This is a genomic window from Streptococcus gallolyticus subsp. gallolyticus DSM 16831, from assembly GCF_002000985.1.
Taxonomy (GTDB): domain Bacteria; phylum Bacillota; class Bacilli; order Lactobacillales; family Streptococcaceae; genus Streptococcus; species Streptococcus gallolyticus.
This window is the reverse complement of sequence record NZ_CP018822.1, coordinates 1,021,416-1,039,974: the sequence shown is the minus strand read 5'-3', so window position 1 is coordinate 1,039,974 and position 18,559 is coordinate 1,021,416. Positions and strand designations below refer to the sequence as shown.

The 18,559-nt window shown below is 36.7% G+C and carries 18 protein-coding genes and 1 pseudogene; 2 read left to right on the top strand and 17 right to left on the bottom strand.

Annotation, left to right across the window (positions count from 1 at the left end; genetic code table 11):
• Position 1 precedes the first annotated feature (1 nt).
• The 9 genes and pseudogenes from BTR42_RS05375 to cpsA all read right to left on the bottom strand — a co-directional run bounded on the left by BTR42_RS05375 (position 2) and on the right by cpsA (position 8,581).
• Positions 2-820, bottom strand: coding sequence for a LicD family protein (locus tag BTR42_RS05375; RefSeq protein WP_077496730.1), 819 nt, complete (start codon positions 818-820; stop codon positions 2-4).
• Positions 821-830: 10 nt separating this feature from the next.
• Complete coding sequence (gene tagD, locus BTR42_RS12890; RefSeq protein ID WP_043878653.1) at positions 831-1,223, bottom strand: glycerol-3-phosphate cytidylyltransferase; 393 nt, start codon at positions 1,221-1,223, stop codon at positions 831-833.
• A 57-nt stretch (positions 1,224-1,280) separates the two neighbouring features.
• Positions 1,281-2,291 (bottom strand): annotated as a pseudogene (locus BTR42_RS05370) (NAD(P)H-dependent glycerol-3-phosphate dehydrogenase); the annotation flags it as partial.
• Entirely contained in the window at positions 2,292-3,467 is a 1,176-nt protein-coding gene (gene cps2T / locus BTR42_RS05365) for a beta 1-4 rhamnosyltransferase Cps2T (protein ID WP_077496728.1), read from the bottom strand.
• A 32-nt stretch (positions 3,468-3,499) separates the two neighbouring features.
• Entirely contained in the window at positions 3,500-4,876 is a 1,377-nt protein-coding gene (locus tag BTR42_RS05360; RefSeq protein ID WP_009854062.1) for a sugar transferase, read from the bottom strand.
• A gap of 38 nt (positions 4,877-4,914) precedes the next feature.
• On the bottom strand, positions 4,915-5,655 hold the full coding sequence (locus BTR42_RS05355) for a tyrosine-protein kinase (protein ID WP_009854061.1): 741 nt from the start codon (positions 5,653-5,655) through the stop codon (positions 4,915-4,917).
• A gap of 14 nt (positions 5,656-5,669) precedes the next feature.
• On the bottom strand, positions 5,670-6,359 hold the full coding sequence (locus BTR42_RS05350) for a Wzz/FepE/Etk N-terminal domain-containing protein (protein ID WP_009854060.1): 690 nt from the start codon (positions 6,357-6,359) through the stop codon (positions 5,670-5,672).
• A gap of 8 nt (positions 6,360-6,367) precedes the next feature.
• Positions 6,368-7,099, bottom strand: a complete 732-nt coding sequence (cps4B, locus tag BTR42_RS05345) for a capsular polysaccharide biosynthesis protein Cps4B (RefSeq protein ID WP_077496726.1) — start codon at positions 7,097-7,099, stop codon at positions 6,368-6,370.
• Positions 7,100-8,581, bottom strand: coding sequence for an LCP family glycopolymer transferase CpsA (cpsA, locus tag BTR42_RS05340; RefSeq protein WP_012961873.1), 1,482 nt, complete (start codon positions 8,579-8,581; stop codon positions 7,100-7,102).
• Positions 8,582-8,875: 294 nt separating this feature from the next.
• On the opposite strand from cpsA, the gene BTR42_RS05335 reads away from it, so the two are divergent.
• Entirely contained in the window at positions 8,876-9,784 is a 909-nt protein-coding gene (locus BTR42_RS05335) for a LysR family transcriptional regulator (RefSeq protein ID WP_012961872.1), read from the top strand.
• 34 nt (positions 9,785-9,818) lie between these two features.
• Here BTR42_RS05335 and BTR42_RS05330 read toward each other — a convergent pair whose 3' ends face one another.
• The 7 genes from BTR42_RS05330 to rpiA form a co-directional block, all read right to left on the bottom strand.
• On the bottom strand, positions 9,819-10,595 hold the full coding sequence (locus tag BTR42_RS05330; protein WP_077496724.1) for a Gbs1250 family HEPN protein: 777 nt from the start codon (positions 10,593-10,595) through the stop codon (positions 9,819-9,821).
• Positions 10,595-11,302, bottom strand: coding sequence for a purine-nucleoside phosphorylase (gene deoD / locus BTR42_RS05325; protein WP_077496722.1), 708 nt, complete (start codon positions 11,300-11,302; stop codon positions 10,595-10,597). The genes BTR42_RS05330 and deoD overlap by 1 nt, the downstream gene beginning before the upstream one ends.
• Positions 11,259-12,548, bottom strand: coding sequence for a chloride channel protein (locus BTR42_RS05320; protein WP_077496720.1), 1,290 nt, complete (start codon positions 12,546-12,548; stop codon positions 11,259-11,261). The genes deoD and BTR42_RS05320 overlap by 44 nt, the downstream gene beginning before the upstream one ends.
• On the bottom strand, positions 12,532-13,236 hold the full coding sequence (locus BTR42_RS05315; RefSeq protein ID WP_077496718.1) for a type 1 glutamine amidotransferase: 705 nt from the start codon (positions 13,234-13,236) through the stop codon (positions 12,532-12,534). The genes BTR42_RS05320 and BTR42_RS05315 overlap by 17 nt, the downstream gene beginning before the upstream one ends.
• Positions 13,237-13,286: 50 nt before the next feature.
• A complete protein-coding gene (locus BTR42_RS05310; protein WP_012961868.1) occupies positions 13,287-14,099 on the bottom strand; it encodes a purine-nucleoside phosphorylase in 813 nt (270 codons plus the stop codon).
• A 9-nt stretch (positions 14,100-14,108) separates the two neighbouring features.
• Positions 14,109-15,320, bottom strand: a complete 1,212-nt coding sequence (locus BTR42_RS05305) for a phosphopentomutase (protein ID WP_009854052.1) — start codon at positions 15,318-15,320, stop codon at positions 14,109-14,111.
• Between the two features lie 163 nt (positions 15,321-15,483).
• Positions 15,484-16,158, bottom strand: coding sequence for a ribose-5-phosphate isomerase RpiA (gene rpiA, locus BTR42_RS05300; protein ID WP_077496716.1), 675 nt, complete (start codon positions 16,156-16,158; stop codon positions 15,484-15,486).
• 257 nt (positions 16,159-16,415) lie between these two features.
• Between rpiA and mnmE the strand changes: the two genes are divergently transcribed.
• Complete coding sequence (gene mnmE / locus BTR42_RS05295) at positions 16,416-17,789, top strand: tRNA uridine-5-carboxymethylaminomethyl(34) synthesis GTPase MnmE (protein ID WP_077496714.1); 1,374 nt, start codon at positions 16,416-16,418, stop codon at positions 17,787-17,789.
• Between the two features lie 63 nt (positions 17,790-17,852).
• On the opposite strand, the gene BTR42_RS05290 is transcribed toward mnmE, so the two are convergent.
• On the bottom strand, positions 17,853-18,524 hold the full coding sequence (locus BTR42_RS05290; protein WP_009854049.1) for a Crp/Fnr family transcriptional regulator: 672 nt from the start codon (positions 18,522-18,524) through the stop codon (positions 17,853-17,855).
• Positions 18,525-18,559 lie beyond the last annotated feature (35 nt).

Sequence of the window (18,559 nt, the reverse complement as noted above, 5' to 3'; positions counted from 1 at the left end):
TTTATGGCTTTAAACTTTCTAAACGATAATGTGTTTTACGGCTATCCACAGGAGGTAACTCCATATAATCTCCATATGTGTATTTCAAATACTCGTGATAGTTATCAAATCCAATAAGTTCAATATCTTCAAACTTATATTTTGTTCCCTCACCATACCATTCTTTTGGAACTATCTCACGTGTTCTATAAGCTCCCATGATATTACCTATGTAATTAGAATTATCGATATTTTGATGTGAAAGTAATCTATCAATTTTCTCTTTTTCGTTATATGGATTAATTATTTTTTCAAAAGGAATTTTTTCCATTCCCCAAAGAAAAGCACTTTCTAGTTTTCCACGTTTTCGCTTCCTATCGATTGAATCTTTATAATGCAATGACATTAATGCTCTGTGGGTCAATACTCTAAAATAATATATTTTCCTAAGTAATTTATTATTTGGGGTACCATCAATTGGAAAAATATCAATTGATGCAAAAGTAAACTTCGAGTCATTACCGATACGTTCCTCAATTACCTTAACGTTTGTATCTTGAACCCTTGTAATATAATATTGATATGATGGGGTATTCTTATAGTTAACAATTTGTAGATGACTAGGTAGCTCATCTTCTGCAACTTTCAAAAATTTCTCATAGTCCTTACGAGGCATTCCTAAATCAATATCATCATCCCATGGAATAAAACCGCCGTGATGAATCGCACCAAGCATCGTACCGCCAAGCATAAAATATTTTAAATCATATTTTTCAAAAACTTTAATGACACTCTTTACTATTTCTAAATCAATTTTATGTAATTTTTCAATTGGTTCCATGGTTATCCCTTTACTTATTCAAATCTTTTTTTATCTGTGTTGTAGAAATTTCAGGTGTGCGCGGTAAATAGACAACTTCTACACCTTCTTCTTCAAGAAAGTCAAATTTACCTTTCCAGTCATCCCCCATTACAAATGTATCGATATGATACTCATGGACATCAGATTTTTTTTGTTCCCAGCTTGTTTCAGGAATGACAAGATCTACATAGCGAACAGCTTCAACTAGGGCTTTACGTTGTTCGTAACTGAAATAACATTTCTTCTGCTTCTCATTCCAATTAAATTCATCTGATGAGATAACAACAACGAGATAGTCTCCTAAAGCTTTAGCTCGTTTCAAAAGATTAATATGTCCATAATGTAGAAGGTCAAATGTTCCATAGGTAATCACACGTTTCATCTCGTTTCCCCTTTTATTTTTTAGTATTGTATTTTCAAAAGTGATATCTAAAATTGATTTTTCACACTCAGATTTTTTATCTCGATTCATCAATTCTTTTACTACTTGAGCTGGATTACAGCCTTTATTGATAATATCGTTGACCGCAAAAATAATTGGAAGTTCAATCTGATAAGTCTCTGATAATTCTAAAGCTGCTGGTAGCGCATTAACACCCTCTACAACCATTTGAACTTTATCCAGTGCTTCTTGAACTGAGTATCCTTGACCAATGAGTTGCCCAGCTTTATTATTACGGCTATGTTCGCTAGTTGCTGTAACAATTAGATCACCAACACCAGCAAGTCCCTCAAAAGTGCTTTCTAAACATCCCATCGCTAAACCTAAACGTTTAATTTCAGACATTCCTCTTGTAATTAACGCTGCCTTAGCATTGTCACCATAACCTAGTCCTTGAGAAATTCCTGCAGCTAGTGCTACAATATTTTTTAGCGCCCCACATAGTTCAACGCCTTTGATGTCATTATTAGTATAAACACGTAGGTTTTCACTCATAAAAATATCTTGAACAAATTTAGCAACGGTTTCATTTTCACAAGCAGATACTATGGTAGTTGGCAAGTCAAGTGCAACTTCCTCAGCATGTGTAGGACCAGATAAAGCTACAACTTCAATGTTATCATGTTTCCCATCTTTCTTTATTTCAGTTGTAATCACTTCTGATAACATATAGTGAGTTTTTTTCTCGATTCCTTTAGCAACATCAACAATTATTTGATTTTTAGGAATAAACTCCCGAATTTTTGCTGCTGTCTCACGTACAAATACAGATGGCACGGCAAATAAAATGATATCTTTTTTTTTACAAACTTCTTCAATTGATTTTGTAAAAACAATATTATCTGGAATAACCATGTCAGGCAATCGATTATTTCGACGTGTTTCTACTAATTCATCAATTTCTGATGGGATAGCTGACCAAACGGTCACATTATTCCCGTTCAATGAAAGTACACGTGCTAAAGCTAATCCCCATGTTCCAGCACCAATAACACCTATTGAAAACAATTAATCAAACTCCCCAAACAATCCTTCGTACTCATCAACAATAAAATCCCAACTAAAGTGTTCTTGGACTTGTTTTGTTGACAGTCTATCTAATTCATCAATTTGCTCTTGAGACATTGCTTCTGCATCTTCAATAACCTTATGAAGATTATCTTTATCCCAATAAATTGCTCCATCTTCACCAACTTCTTTGTTAAATCCAACATTAAGCAAGAGATTTAACTTAGTTGAAGATAATGCTTCTAATAGTGATGGATTTGTTCCACCAACTTCATGACCGTGGAAGTAAGCATATGCATTTTCACGAATATATTTAAGAAGTTCTTGATTATAAACAGTTCCTACAAATTTGATGCGAGAGTCTTTGTCAAAACCTGTTTCTTTTTTCAGTTTTTCGTAAAAGGCATTTTGTTCAACATTAGTAATCAATACAAAATCTTTTTTTGTATTTGACTTCATAAACTCACGAAGCATTGCCTCATAGTTATTTTCTGGAACGAATCGTCCAACAACAAGGTAATAATTATTTTCTGAAACTCCCTTTTCTGAAAACCATTCACGTACGACACGGTCTTTTGAAGAAAGGCTAGATTTTTCAAGCTCTGTTCCATAAGCGATGTAAGTTGTCTTTGGTGAATATTTTTTATAGTCATCTTGGATATATTTTTCAATATTCTTACTATCACATACCAATAAATCAGCATGTTTTACCATCAATGACTCAGAAACTTTCCAATAACGACGAACAGGGGCACTCCATTTTTGACGCATCCATTCATGTCCATCTGGATTAACAAATAATTGACCACCAAGAGCGTGGATTTGCTTTTTAAAATGATTAATGAATGGTCCGATGCGACAAGCTAAAACATAAAAAATTGGATTAACATCACCATTTTCTTTTGCGATTTCAATCGACCTGTTTAGAACAGCGATGTCATAGGCAATTGCTCGTGCAGGACCAATATTTGGCACATCAATATTAAAACAAGTTGCTCCATTATGTTCAAAAATATCATCTGTGATATTTGATTTAGCAGAGTTTTCTCGCATACATGCCACATAATATTTGATATTTTTATCTTTTTGATTTTCAGTTAGTTTTTCTACAAAGGTTTCAAACCCACCATAATTTGCTGGTATTCCTTTTGAACCTATAATATAGACACTTTTCATTTTTTCTCCCAATACAAGAATGAAGAGGGACCCTACCTACTTCCCTCTCTTTTTAGTACGACTCCAAATGTTTTGGCAATAATTTTAATATCTTCACTGATGCTCCAGTTTTGGATATACTTCATATCAAGTGCCACGACTTCTTCAAAGTCGGTAATGTCACTACGACCGCTAACTTGCCATAAGCCAGTGATTCCTGGTTTGGTTGTTAAGCGTTTGAAATGATGTAACTCATAGTGATGATACTCATCAAGCGTTGGTGGACGCGTGCCCACAACAGACATTTCACCTTTTAGGACATTGATAAATTGTGGTAATTCATCAAGTGACCAATCACGTAACTTATGTCCAAATGGGAAGATACGAGGGTCATCTTCCATCTTAAACATTAAGTCAGTATCCAAATCATTTTGCGCTAGTAATTCTTTTTTGCGTTCTTCGGCATCGGTGTACATGCTTCTAAATTTGTAAATTTCAAAAACTTTACCGTTTTTACCAACACGTTTTTGTTTGAAGATTAGAGGTCCTGGTGATTGTTTCTTGACTATTGGTGCAATAATAATAGCTACAATCCCAGTAATCACTAATCCAACTAAAGCCATTGCAATATCCATAAGACGTTTTAAAGCAATCTGACGGAATTTTACAATATTGAATGCTGTCGTTATGAAGGTCGTATCACCTACTTTTTTTAGAACACTATTTCCAACATAGAAGTCCGAATAATTCCCAACAGCTACTGTCGTTGGAATTCCTAACAATTTTAAGCAATGAGCAAATTCTATAAAATCATCTTGGTGATTTTTGGCAACAAATATCTCGTCAACTTGGTGATTTGCCACAAAATCCCTAATTTCTTTAGTACTTTTTAAGATAGGCTGTGAAATGTCAGGATTATCACGACGACTGATATAAGCAGCGATATGGTAATTGGAATTATTAAGTTCTTTAATGACTTCCTTACCATTCGTAAAATCCGTGACAAACAATACCTGTTTAATATCCGTTGCATGACTTTTGAAAAGATTCTTAACTAAAATACGTCCAATGAAGACAAAAAGGCTTACTAAAATAAAAATTTGCCCCAAGAAGAAATAAGACATCTGTGAAATGTCATGGATAAAACGAATTTTTCCAAGTATCAGTACAAAAGTAAATAAAACTAAAACTTTCATACCATAAATCACAGATGCTTTTAATTCTTTTAAATAACCACGATTTGTAATTGAAGAGTATTCATCGCTCAAAACACCAACAATCACAATTAAAATCCCAAAAACAACTGCAAAGAATTTACTATCAAAAAGATGATAAGGATAAAATTGTGCTAAGATGAGGTAACTTACCACTAAAGCTATAATATCCGACAAAAGGTAATAAACTTTCTTTTTCGAATCTTCGCTATACATATAACTCCCTGTTCCCTATTCTAAGGTAAAGGTATCAGCTATTTTTTTCGTTTACCTCTACCAATTTTTGTTTTTTCTTCACTTTTTCCGTAATTGCCATAGCTACCATACCCACCGTAACTACCATATGAACCATACTTATCTAAGTGAATATCATATTTATTCAAAATAACGCCAAGGAAAACTGAACCACTCTGTTCCAATTGTTCCTTTAGTTTTGTAACTGTACGACGTCTATCTTCTCCTGCTTTTGTCACAAGCAAGCTAGCATCTGAATGGTGTGCTAGGATAGCAGCATCAATAACCAAACCAAGCGGTGGTGTATCAATGATAACATAGTCGTAAAGTCCACGAACAGTTTCAATCATCGCTTTGAAGTTATCATTTTGAATCAATGATGTTGGATTTGGTGGGACTTGCCCAGCAGGAATAATCATCAAATTATCAATACTTGTGTCACAAATAACATCTGACAACTCTGCATTTCCAGACAAGAAACTTGTCAACCCCTGATAACGTTCATTAGATTTAAACGTTCCTGACATGACTGAATTACGTGTATCCGCATCAATCAAAAGTGTACGGAAACCTGCACGCGCAAAAGAAATTGCAAGGTTAACAGACGTTGTTGATTTTCCTTCGCCAGGTTGAGCCGAAGTTAACGTAATTACTTTTAAATCACGTCCACTAAATTGAATATTGGTACGGATAGAATTGTAATATTCCTCCATAGATTTAACCATTTGAGCTTTAGCTCTCACTAATTCTAATTGTGGCATTACAATTTTTCTCCTTATAATTTATCAATATCTGGTACAACTCCTAAAAGTGTCATACCAAGCACTTCTTCGACGTCTTCTGGACGACGAACACGGTCATCAAGTACTTCAAGCACAAGAATACCAACAATAGCCAAGAAACCACCAACAAGTGCACCTAAAGCAGCATTGCGTTTAATATTTGGTGATGATGGTTTGCTAGCGACTTCGGCAGCTTCCAAAGTTGTCACATCATCTACCTTGGTTACAGATTTGATTTTTTCTGCAGCAACTTCACGGATAGTGTTAGCAATATCAGAAGCTTCTTGCGCATCTGTATCTTCAACAGAGATTGAAATAACACGTGTATCTGTTGGAATACTTACAGAAATCATATTTGACAATTCACTTGTAGAAAGTGACAGGTTTTCTTGATCAATAACAGATGACAAAACTTCATTTGACGTAATGACTTCTTTATAGTCATTAACAAGGTAAGAACCTGCTTGCAAATCCTGATTGGTCAAACTGCTGTCACTACTTCGACTCACAACATAAATACGAGTTGTTGATGTGTACTTAGGTTTGATAAAAAAGATACTACCAAGTAAAGCTACTATCCCAACAGCTAGAGCAATGAAAATAATGAAAAATTTTCTACTCCAAAGTTTTCTTAGCAAATAGAGCACATCAATCTCGATACTTGCATTATCATTTGAATTCATATTAACTCCTATAAATCTTTATTTTCTAATAAGGTTTGAGGATTTCCCTCGAAAAGAGCATATGCCCTATTTGGTCCAAAATCTCTTGTAACGATTTCCCTAGCTTCGTCCATAAATGGCGGTCTTGGTCCAAGGTTATGCATATCGCTTGCGACACAATGAACAAGATTTTTTTCCAAGAAATAACGTGCTCGTTTTTTGAACTGACGGTATTTATCGCCAAATAATTTTGGTTTGAGAACATGTGAGCTATTAATTTGCGTGTAACACCCCATGTTAATCAATTCCTTAACACGTTCTTCATTAAATTCAAGCGCATTATAGCGTTCGATATGAGCAACAACTGGTGTGATTCCAAGCATAATCACATTGCTAAGTGCTGTATGAATCTCCTTCCATGGTGTTGTCATACTAAACTCAATCAATGCAAAACGTGTATCGTTCATTCTTGGAACTTGATGATGTTCCAGTCTTTCCAGAATATCGCTACTATAGTAGAGTTCGCCACCATATAAGATTTCTAAGCCTTCATATTTGGCTTCAGCAGCTTCTTTGACTTGACTAAAATTAGCAAAAATCTTATCTTCTGGTGTTTCAAACATTCCTTTGCGACGATGTGACGTTGAGACAATCGTACGCACACCCTGACGATAACTTTCCCCAACCAAAGCTAAGCTCTCTTCAATAGTAGTTGGTCCGTCATCTACATCAAAAACAATATGCGAATGAATATCAATCATCTAATTACCTTCCATAACATCTTTAATGGCTTGTGATGCACTTGCTACACTAGCATCATCCAACTGAATCATATAAAGACTTGCAGTTGGCATGGCATAAGAAGTCAATTCTCCTGTTGAACCTGTACCAGTTACTTCTTGTGATGTAATTGTAAATTTCTTACCTGAATCAAGCTGAGCATTAGCAAGGCTCATCATTGTATCTAATGACATATCCGTTTGAACAGAATCCTGCAAGGTAGAAATAATTGTTGAGTAATTTGAAATTGAACTAAATGATGTTAATTTATTAATGATTGCTTGAATAACCTTAAGTTGATTATTTCCACGGTCATAGTCACCATTTGTAAGACTGTAACGTTCACGAACAAAGCCTAAAGCTTCTTCTCCTGAACTCAAATTAACATTACCAACTTCAAAATTATAATTACCATGGAGACTTGTAAATGCCTGATCATTATAAACTGTTACACCACCAATAGCATCAATAAGACTCACAAATGATGTAAAGTTGATACGAGCGTAATAATCAATATCAATACCGTAAAGATTTTCTAGTGTCTTTTCAGATGTTTCAACACCATAGATACCAGCGTGTGTCAGTTTATCGTATTGATCTGCACCGCCGTCTGGAATTTGAACATATGAGTCACGTGGTGTTGTTGTCATCAAAATCTTATGTGTATTCATATTAACTGTCAAGATGATATTAACATCTGAACGTGAAACGGTTGAAATAGAACCGTAGGTATCAATACCACTAATATAAATGTTAAAGACATTAGCATCAGATGATTTTGCTTCGCTTGAAGCACTCTTCTTAATTTTATAAGTATAAATTGTTTTCAAGTTTGATTCGTAATCATCATATGATAGCTCAAGCAAGCTTGAATAAGCACTGTTCAAAACCATTGCTTGACTTGAACCATTAATCAAATTTTCATAAGCGGCTTGATAAGAATCTACTGTTTCTGTCGCTAAATCAACACCTTTATCAGATTTGATTTGTGAGATTAACGCATCAATGTTGCTACCGTCAGCATTAGTCGGTGCTTGAACGCTTGATAATTCTGTCACATCTGAAATCGAGCTATCTGCTGGCACCACAACACTCATCTCAATTTCTGAATATGAGGCTGATTTATTCATATCATTAGCCACATCAACCAATGATTTAAAAGCAAAAAGTGAAATAGCTGCGACAATTGAAAAAATAACCAAGAGAACCGTCACAACAATTTTCCCTTTTTTCCGAATTATCAAAACCAAAGATATAAGGAATACAGCAACTAGTAAAACGGTGTAGATAATATTCAGATGACGAAAAGCTAGAATATTATTGGCATACATGAGATAAGTTGCGATTCCCGCTAACAAAGCAAACAACACTAATAAAACACTATTTACTATCGTCTTCGTATCAAAACGAGAATATGAACGTGAACTCTTATGATGTCTTCTATGACGTGAATGTGTGGGCATTTTAAATCTCCGATTCCTATAAGGATATTAACGTTCCTATTTTAGCACTTTTGTAATTTTTTTGCAATTTTGTAATTTTCTAAACCTTTACGTTTGTAGGCGCTTCCTAAAGCATTATTTGAGAAATATAAGCGTTTTATTTTAAGAAAAGTAAATCAATCACTAAAATGTTACGTTTTAGTTATCTTTTTGTAATTTTGTTGCTGTAATGTAAATATTCGTTTTTAAAGCACTCCCATCATAAGAAAACGTTGTCTACTTGCGGGAATTTCATTTTTAGGCTAAACTAAGGCTATGAGAATACAACAATTACACTATATCGTTAAAATAGTAGAAACAGGGAGCATGAACGAGGCTGCTAAGCAGCTTTTTATCACTCAACCAAGCCTTTCAAATGCTGTACGAGATTTGGAGCGTGAAATGGGGATTGAAATTTTTATTCGTAACCCAAAAGGCATTACCTTGACTAAGGATGGCGTTGAGTTTCTTTCTTATGCTCGCCAAATTTTAGAACAAACAGCTCTTTTAGAGGAACGTTATAAGAGCAAAAATACAAACCGAGAACTGTTTAGCGTATCTTCACAGCACTATGCTTTCGTTGTCAATGCTTTTGTTTCGCTTTTGGAAGGAACAGATATGTCACGTTATGAGCTCTTCCTTCGTGAAACACGAACGTATGAAATCATTGATGATGTTAAGAATTTTCGTTCAGAAATTGGCGTTTTATTTTTGAATAGTTATAACCACGATGTTTTGACCAAAATGTTCGATGATAATCATCTAACCTATACGAGTCTTTTTAGAACGCGTCCGCATATCTTTGTCAGCAAAAACAATCCTCTTGCAAGCAAAAAACTGGTAACGATGGAAGATTTGGAAGAATTTCCTTACCTTAGCTACGATCAAGGGATTCATAATTCCTTCTACTTCTCTGAAGAAATTTTTTCACAAATTCCCCATAAGAAATCGATTGTCGTTAGTGACCGCGCGACACTTTTCAATCTCTTGATTGGACTCGACGGTTATACAATCGCTACAGGTATTTTAAATAGCAATCTAAATGGTGATAATATTGTTTCTATTCCACTTGATGTTGAAGATATGATTGACATTGTCTATATTCGCCACGAAAAAGCTAACCTTTCAAAAATGGGCGAACGATTTATTGAATATCTCCTTGAAGAAGTTAAATTTGATAACTAAAAACTCTTGGACATTGTCCAAGAGTTTTGATGTTCTATCCATTTCTCTTCAACTCACTTTTGATAATGTCATTAACTTGGTCGAAATAGAATTTTTCTTTGTTATATTTGACACCTGCATAGGTAGCAAGGGCAATGATTTTATCTAGAAAGGCTTGGGATGAGAAATTTGTTGTTCGGTGTAGTTCTTCTTCGTCAAAAGGCTTGATGAGGTGGGCTAGGGGATTCCGAACGGATTTTTCAAAATTACGAAGTTCGCTGATTAACTGTTTAGTTTCCTGAGGAAGTTGTCCGTACTGTAAGAGTTCTGCCAAAGCTTTTGAAGTCACTTTGCCATCACGACGAATCTCAAGATATCTATGAAAAATAGCATAGTCGCTCTGCTTCATTTTTGTAAACAGCCAAGTATCATACTGGTCGTTTTTAGCATCGTGGATATAGTTTTCCAAATTTGGAATTTCGCGTTTGGCAAGACGTTGAAAGAGCCTATATAGAATTGGACTAACAGAGCGGACAAAATCAATGATATTGCCATTTTTCACCTTAGCTTCCAAATCCATAATATAATTTGCTAATTGTTCTTCCTCATACGCATTGGTAATGAGTGAAACGCCATAATTGGCTAAAATTACTTGATTTTCTGCTGGATGTGAAAAAGCAAAGTCAACGTTAAGTTCCCTACGCTCTTTTAACATTTCTAAAAGATAACGGCTTTGCGCTGGAAAATCGCTGTGCTGCTCTGCTATTTTCCAAGCGTGATTATAAGCATAGACATCCAAAAGGATGTCTATTGTTTCATATATTTCTTGCATTAATCTGCAATAAGAGTTTCAAGACCGACTTTCATCATGTCTGTGAAAGTTGTTTGGCGTTCTTGAGCGGTTGTGTCTTCGTCAGCAACAAGGCTATCAGAAATCGTCATGATACCGAGTGCTTGAACGCCGTGTTTTGCTGCGAGATAGTAAAGTGCAGCGGCTTCCATCTCAACAGCTTTCACACCAAGTTGCCCGAGTTTGACATTATTTTCAGCAAAATCTGAATAAAAAGCGTCAACAGATAACACGCTGCCAACGTGAGTTGTCATTCCAAGGTCTTGCGCAATATGGTAGGCTTTGTCAAGCAAGGTGAAATCAGCAATTTGTGGAAAATCATACTGTGGCCATTCATTTTTTATCATGCTTGATGTTGTTGCTGCTGCTTGTGCCAAAACAAGTTCGCGAACGTGAACATCTTTATTAAGTGAGCCAGCTGTTCCGACACAGATTAATTTTTTAACGCCGTAAGATTGGATTAATTCAGTCGCGTAGATAGAGATTGATGGCATTCCCATACCAGTTCCCATAACGCTGACACGTTCGCCTTTATAAGTTCCTGTAAAACCAAGCATACCACGGACATTGTTAAAACATACGGCATCTTCTAAAAAGTTTTCTGCGATAAATTTAGCACGGAGTGGGTCTCCTGGAAGTAAAATTTTATCTGCGATTTCGCCTTGTTTGGCTTCGATATGGATTGACATAATATTTCCTTTCAATGTGTTCAATAATAGTTTTTGTAGCAAAGGCTACGATGACTGCAAGAAGCAAAATTGGAAGAGCTTTGAGAGATTGTCCCGTAAACGACACAACCAAACCAACAGCTGTTAACGGAGCGTTCATGGTAATGGCTAAAAAGATACTTGAGCCAATTAACATAGCTGAAGTTAGTGATAATTCTGGGACTACCAATTGACACAGCACTGCTACCAAGAATCCTAGGACAGCGCCTATTGAAAATGACGGTGTCAGAGTGCCTCCGTAGGCACCATTTTTCAGCGTCAGCAAAACAAGTACGGCTTTAATAACCACACAAGCTAAAGCATACCACACACCCATCCCATCAAAAACAGCTTGTGCCAAAGCTCCGCCATTTCCCAAAATCTCTGGAAAATAAAGAGAACAGCTTGCGAGAAGCAAAAAAGTTAAGGGAAGTTTCCACAAAATGCTTTTAGTTGTCACTTTGCTGGCTTGAGCCTTTTGGGTGAGGTAGCGAAATAGCTGCGCTAAGGGGGTGATAAGGATGGCTAGAAGGATTGTAAGACCACATGTTTTAGCATCGAGCACGACTTGCCCTGAATGATAAAGTGGTGTATCTGAAATAACCGTTCCCGCAATAAGACTAGCTAGAATCGCGGTGCCTGAAACTGAAATAAGGTTCAAAAATGACAGCCCTAATCCAAGTGTTTCAAAAGCAAAAAAGATACTGGCAATCGGTACTTGATAAACAGCTGCCAACCCTGCTGATGCCCCACAAACAATAGCAAGCCTTCGGTCTTTTAAGGTCAATGTCATTCGGTCAGAAATACGACCTGCCCCTAAAGCTCCCAGTTCTCGTGGCGCACCTTCTTTACCAATAGGTGAACCAGCTCCGACTGAAGCCACTTGAAGAAAAATATGTATCAAGTGTATCCAAAGTATCGGACGTTTGCTGTCATCAGTAGCTTTTAGCTGTGATTTGATTGAAATGATTTGACGATTTTTATCTTGTAAAACAAACCAAATAAACGCTGAAATAATACCAGCTAATAAGATGATAATAAATTGTAGGTTTGTGACAGGTTGCGCGCCTGTACTTTCCCCATGACCAAAAATCGTCCATTCAACCAATTCTAATAAGTCATGAAGTAAAATACCGCCTACTCCTGCTACTAGACTAGTCAAAAGGAGGGTAGCACTAAAGCGTAAGCAGTAAGTTTTAGAGTTAAATCTTTTATTTTGTGAAAGCATCTAAAAATTGCTCTAAAATATGATTCATTTCTGAATAATCATAAGCTAGCATTTCATTTGCTGCTTGAAGGTATGAGTGTGTCTTAACTTGTTCATCATAATCAACTTCTTCTGCCAAAAGTGCTTCAATCAATGGTTTTGAAAACTCTAAATGGCATTGGAAAGCATAGTGTTTATCACTGTATTTGACAATTTGTCGTGGGCAACCTTGACTAATTGCAAGAATTTTGGCTTGTGGTGTCAAACCAGGCATATCGCCATGCCAGTGCCCAACAGTTGTAGATGTTCCAATATGCGAAAGATTACAATTTGCTAAACCAGCTTCTGTTAATGTGATTGGATAATTTCCAATTTCTTTTTCTGGGCTTCTTTCAACAGATGCTCCGTAGGCTTCACCTAGCAATTGAGCTCCTAAACAAATACCAAGAACTCGTTTATCTTGTGAAATAGCTTCTTTGATAAGCGAGATTTCAGCTTGTGCATCAAAATGAGGACATTCTACTACTGTTGTTCGTGGGCTTTGTGGTCCACCCATAACAATTAGTAGGTCAATACCAGAACTGTCTTTTGGCAATTTTTCGCCTTGGTAAAGTTTTGTTATTGTCACATCATGACCACGTTTAATAGCCCAATCATAGTAAGCACCTGGTGCTTCAAAAGCTTCGTGAACAATAAAATGAATTCGCATAACACATCTCTTTCTGATTTAGTATGATAATACCAAGTTTTAATATTGACTTACAATTCTGCCAAAACAGCCTTAACTAGGGTTTTGAAGTCCTCTTTGATTTGTTGTGTAACAGCAACAACTTCTTCATGATTAAGTGAACTTTGGAAACCTGCGGCATGGTTTGTGATGGCTGAAATTCCTAAAACTTTCAAACCTGAATGAGCAGCAACGATGACTTCTGGAACTGTTGACATACCAACCGCATCAGCTCCAAGAGTTTGGAAGGCACGAATTTCGGCAGGTGTTTCGTAACATGGTCCAGAAACCCCAAGATAAATACCTTCATCAAGTTTGATACCGATTTTTTCAGCGACTTTGTGAGCAGTATCACGATACTCAGCCGTATAAGCATCTGACATATCTGGGAAACGTGGTCCAAAGTCATCAAGATTCGCACCAATCAATGGGTTTTGCCCTGTCATATTAATATGGTCTGAAATTGCCATTAATGTTCCTGGACCAAAGCCAATTCCGCCAGCTGCATTTGTCACAATAAGTCCTTTACAACCAAGAGCTTTCATGACACGAACTGGGAAAGTCACTAATTCCATTGGATTTCCTTCGTAAAAATGAAAACGTCCTTGAAGAGCAATGACTTTGTGTCCACCAAGGTCACCATAAACCAATTGTCCAGCGTGTCCTGCTACTGTTGATTTTCCCCAATTAGGAATTTTTTCATAGGGAATTACAACAGCATTTTCAATTTCTTCGGCAAGTTCGCCAAGACCTGACCCTAAAATCAAGCCAAATTCAGGAGCGTCACAACTTTGTGATACCAGGAACTGACGAGCTTCTTCAATTTTTTCAATAATTGTTGTCATATGCACCTCTTATACTAATTTTTCTAGGAAAGATTGACCAATCATGGCTGTCTCAACACCAAAGTTTTCAGCGATTGTTGCTGAAATATCAGCAAAATGTCCGACTGGTAAGACACCATTTCCTTTAAATGATGGGCTGTAAGCCAATAATGGAATGTATTCACGTGTGTGGTCTGTTCCTGTGTAAGTTGGGTCATTACCGTGGTCTGCTGTGATTAAAAGAAGGTCATCTGATTTCATATTTTCCATGATTTCAGGCAAACGATTGTCAAATTCTTCTAGACAATCACGGTAACCTGCGGCATTACGACGGTGACCATACATGGCATCAAAATCAACAAGGTTTGTAAATGATAATCCTTTTGTAAATTCTGGCAATTGCAAGGTCTTAATCAAGGTATCAACACCGTGCATATTTGATTTATTGTGCCCCATGTCGTTTGTAATACCTGAACCATTGAAAATATCATTGATTTTTCCGACACCGTACGTCGGAATACCTGCGTCAGCTAATTTATTAAGCACTGTTGGTGCAAATGGTGATAAAGCATAGTCACGACGGTTAGCTGTACGTGTGAAATTACCAGGTTCACCAACATATGGACGAGCAATGATTCGACCAAGCAAACTTGGACGTTCTAATGTAATAGAACGAGCAAATTCACAGATTTTATAAAGTTCGTCAAGTGGAATAATATCTTCGTGTGCTGCGATTTGAAGTACTGGGTCAGCTGAAGTGTAAACAATCAATTCACCTGTCTTCATTTGACGTTCACCAAAGTCAGCGATAACTTGTGTTCCTGAATAAGGTTTGTTGGCTTCACGAATGATTTTACGCCCTGAAAACTCTTCGATTTTTGTTAAAATTTCTTCTGGGAATCCTTCAAAGAAAGTATCAAAAGGCTCTGTAATGTTAAGCCCCATAATTTCCCAGTGACCTGTCATGGTATCTTTTCCACGTGATACTTCTTCTAATTTTGTCGCATAGCCACTTGGTTGCGCTTCTGCTGGTACTGTTTTTAGAGGTGTTTCACGAGGAATATTTCCAAGACCAATTTTCGCCATATTTGGAACAGTTAATCCGACTGTTTTTGAAATATGACCAAGGGTATCTGAAGCACCGTCTGGCACACCAGCATTGACAAAATTGTTAGCATCTGGTGCTGCACCAATTCCGACAGAATCTAAAACTACAAGGTGAATACGATTAAATGTTGACATAATTTTTTCCTAATCTAGGGTGGTTACGGTTGGCACCCAAAACCTCCTAATCTCTTAATATCCTAATAAGTCAAGTGATTAGAAATAATAATTAATCAATATAACATAGTAAACAGGAGAAGATTCAGTTATGGTAACTGTTAATTTCCTCCTGCTGAAATCATTATTTAGCTTCTAAAATGTTGACACCGTCTTTACCTGCAACGATAACTTTATTGACCATACCGTTGAAGAGACCATGTTCAACAACACCGACCATGGCTTTCAATTCTTTGCCAAGTTCGACAGGATTTTCAATAACGCCAAGGTCAAGGTCGATGATATAATTTTTCATATCAGTCACAAAGCGTTCGCCGTTTGTCATGCGATATGATGGTTTGTAACCTTTTTTCTCAAACTCACGGAAAATACGGTCTGCACCATATTGAACCACTTCGACTGGCAATTTGAAGGCACCGAGTTTATCGACCATTTTTGATTCGTCAACAACCCAGATATATTCTTTGGTTGGTGTGGCAACGATTTTTTCCATAAGAAGGGCGCCACCACCGCCTTTGATACCGTTGAAGTTAGTGTCAACTTCATCTGCACCGTCAACGGTAACATCGATAACATCAATATCATCAACAGCTTTCAAAGGAATCCCAAGCCCTTCTGCTTGTGCAGTTGTTTGGCTTGAAGTTGTTACGCCGACAACTTTGAGTCCTTCTTCTTTCATGCGGCGACCAATTTCTTCAACAAAAAAGTATGCTGTTGAGCCTGTTCCAAGTCCGACAACCATACCATCTTTGACGTACTGAGCGGCTGTGACACCAGCCATTTTTTTGAGTTTTTCCATAGCTACCTCACCATTTTATGTATTATTGTCAATAATTCCTATTTCCAAATAACTATTATATCATGATTTAGGGTGTTTTTGCCACAATGATTTTAATCGGACTTAATTGTTTTAGTGTTTTTGGTAAATTCTTTAGCTGATTTTATCAGAAATTATTGCAATGGCACTCGTCTATTGCTAGAAAAAATGTTTTGCGTTACAATTAACTAAGATTATTTTCAAAGAATAACTTTGACATATAGATAGGAAGAATAGTAATGATTACAAATGAATTTGATACGATTGCTGCGATTTCTACACCGCTTGGTGAGGGTGCAATCGGGATTGTAAGACTTTCTGGTACGGAAGCACTAGCTATTGCACAAAAAGTCTATCGTGGTAAAGACCTTAACAAGGTTGCTTCACATACGATTAATTACGGTCACATTGTTGACCCTAATACTGATGAAGTGCTTGATGAGGTTATGGTGTCTGTGATGCTTGCGCCAAAAACCTTTACCTGCGAGAATGTCGTGGAGATTAATACGCACGGTGGTGTTGCCGTGACAAATGAAATTTTGCAACTTGTCTTGCGCCAAGGGGCTCGTCTTGCTGAACCTGGTGAATTTACCAAACGTGCTTTCTTGAATGGTCGTGTTGACTTGACACAAGCGGAAGCCGTTATGGATATTATCCGTGCGAAAACAGACAAAGCCATGAATATTGCGGTAAAACAACTTGATGGGTCATTGTCACAATTAATCAATGACACGCGCCAAGAAATTCTAAATACCTTAGCTCAAGTCGAGGTCAATATCGACTACCCTGAATATGATGACGTGGAAGAAATGACGACGGCTTTGATTCGCGAAAAAACACAAGAATTCCAAAAACTTTTGGAAAATCTATTACGTACTGCAAAACGTGGCAAAATTCTGCGCGAAGGCTTATCTACTGCTATCATCGGTCGTCCAAATGTTGGTAAATCAAGTTTGCTTAACAATCTGTTACGCGAAGATAAGGCTATCGTTACTGACATTGAGGGAACAACCCGTGATGTGATTGAAGAATATGTCAATATCAAAGGTGTGCCTTTGAAACTGGTTGATACAGCTGGTATCCGCGAAACAGATGATGTGGTTGAAAAAATCGGTGTGGAACGTTCGAAAAAAGCCCTTGAGGAAGCTGACCTTGTTCTTCTTGTGCTCAATAGTTCTGAACCTTTGACTGACCAAGACCGTGCACTCTTGGAACTTAGCAAAGATAGTAACCGCATTATTCTTCTTAATAAAACGGATTTACCAGAAAAAATCGAAGCTGACCAGTTGCCAGATGATGTCATTCGCATTTCCGTTCTTAAAAATCAAAATATCGACGTGATTGAAGAACGTATTAACCAACTTTTCTTCGATAATGCTGGTATTGTTGAAAAAGATGCAACTTATCTTTCAAATGCTCGCCATATTTCATTGATTGAAAAAGCGGTGCAAAGTTTGCAAGCCGTCAATGAAGGGCTTGAACTAGGAATGCCTGTTGATCTTCTTCAAATTGATTTAACACGTTGCTGGGAAATTCTCGGTGAAATCACAGGTGATGCAGCACCTGATGAATTAATCACAAAACTCTTTAGCCAATTCTGTCTGGGGAAATAATCTTCCCTTATAAATAATACAAAAAGATGCTGAGTATTTCAGCATCTTTTGTGTGTACACACCTCATTTCAGCCGTTCTAAGGCGTTCATATCTATAATACAGAGTGTTTTACCTTGTTTTGCAATGATATTTTCTCTTTTTAATTCACTCATCAAGCGAGCTATAGTCACTTCGTGAACTTGCAAATAATTACCGATTTCTGTGTAAGTAAAAAAGTCGTCTAATATATAAGCTCCAGTTTCATCTTGGCTCGCATGCTGTGTGATAAAACGGTACAAATTAACCTTTGTAGAATCCTCACCACTATCACGAATTTTCTCCATAACAGTCACATAATCTGCTAAAACCGTTTGAATGATAAGGTCTTTCACCAACGGCTCTGCTAATTTTGCCATGAAAGTCTCAACAGTCAATCGATAAATGACACAGGCAGTCTTTGCTGTCAAATCAACCGTCATGTCATTTTCATACCCTAGATAAAATCGTGTTAATAATGGAACGATATTTAAAAAACCAGGCTGTGAAAAATATTGGTAAATAATCGTTTGTCCTTGAGGCGTTATAGAACTCAAAGAAACAATTCCTGATTCTAGCAAATAAACATGGGTTATCTTTTCTTGGCAAACCGTTGTATTAATCAAAGCATTTTTAGGCACTTCAAATCGTGTGCCTAAGGCATAAAATTCTTGTAAAATCTTTTCTTTACTAATTCTTATCACCTCACTACTTAACATTTGTTATGGTAACAGCGTTTTCTTTAGTGTACCAT

What these genes read in the sequence shown, in the direction of transcription:
- BTR42_RS05330 (WP_077496724.1), bottom strand. Translation starts at nt 10,595, where the DNA reads ATGCAAGAAATATATGAAACAATAGACATCCTTTTGGATGTCTATGCT.
- BTR42_RS05360 (WP_009854062.1), bottom strand. Translation starts at nt 4,876, where the DNA reads ATGTATAGCGAAGATTCGAAAAAGAAAGTTTATTACCTTTTGTCGGAT.
- BTR42_RS05375 (WP_077496730.1), bottom strand. Translation starts at nt 820, where the DNA reads ATGGAACCAATTGAAAAATTACATAAAATTGATTTAGAAATAGTAAAG.
- rpiA (WP_077496716.1), bottom strand. Translation starts at nt 16,158, where the DNA reads ATGGAAAAACTCAAAAAAATGGCTGGTGTCACAGCCGCTCAGTACGTC.
- BTR42_RS05310 (WP_012961868.1), bottom strand. Translation starts at nt 14,099, where the DNA reads ATGACAACAATTATTGAAAAAATTGAAGAAGCTCGTCAGTTCCTGGTA.
- cpsA (WP_012961873.1), bottom strand. Translation starts at nt 8,581, where the DNA reads ATGCCCACACATTCACGTCATAGAAGACATCATAAGAGTTCACGTTCA.
- deoD (WP_077496722.1), bottom strand. Translation starts at nt 11,302, where the DNA reads ATGTCAATCCATATCGAAGCCAAACAAGGCGAAATCGCAGATAAAATT.
- BTR42_RS05320 (WP_077496720.1), bottom strand. Translation starts at nt 12,548, where the DNA reads ATGCTTTCACAAAATAAAAGATTTAACTCTAAAACTTACTGCTTACGC.
- BTR42_RS05355 (WP_009854061.1), bottom strand. Translation starts at nt 5,655, where the DNA reads ATGCCACAATTAGAATTAGTGAGAGCTAAAGCTCAAATGGTTAAATCT.
- BTR42_RS05350 (WP_009854060.1), bottom strand. Translation starts at nt 6,359, where the DNA reads ATGAATTCAAATGATAATGCAAGTATCGAGATTGATGTGCTCTATTTG.
- BTR42_RS05335 (WP_012961872.1), top strand. Translation starts at nt 8,876, where the DNA reads ATGAGAATACAACAATTACACTATATCGTTAAAATAGTAGAAACAGGG.
- tagD (WP_043878653.1), bottom strand. Translation starts at nt 1,223, where the DNA reads ATGAAACGTGTGATTACCTATGGAACATTTGACCTTCTACATTATGGA.
- cps4B (WP_077496726.1), bottom strand. Translation starts at nt 7,099, where the DNA reads ATGATTGATATTCATTCGCATATTGTTTTTGATGTAGATGACGGACCA.
- BTR42_RS05305 (WP_009854052.1), bottom strand. Translation starts at nt 15,320, where the DNA reads ATGTCAACATTTAATCGTATTCACCTTGTAGTTTTAGATTCTGTCGGA.
- BTR42_RS05315 (WP_077496718.1), bottom strand. Translation starts at nt 13,236, where the DNA reads ATGCGAATTCATTTTATTGTTCACGAAGCTTTTGAAGCACCAGGTGCT.
- cps2T (WP_077496728.1), bottom strand. Translation starts at nt 3,467, where the DNA reads ATGAAAAGTGTCTATATTATAGGTTCAAAAGGAATACCAGCAAATTAT.
- BTR42_RS05290 (WP_009854049.1), bottom strand. Translation starts at nt 18,524, where the DNA reads ATGTTAAGTAGTGAGGTGATAAGAATTAGTAAAGAAAAGATTTTACAA.
- mnmE (WP_077496714.1), top strand. Translation starts at nt 16,416, where the DNA reads ATGATTACAAATGAATTTGATACGATTGCTGCGATTTCTACACCGCTT.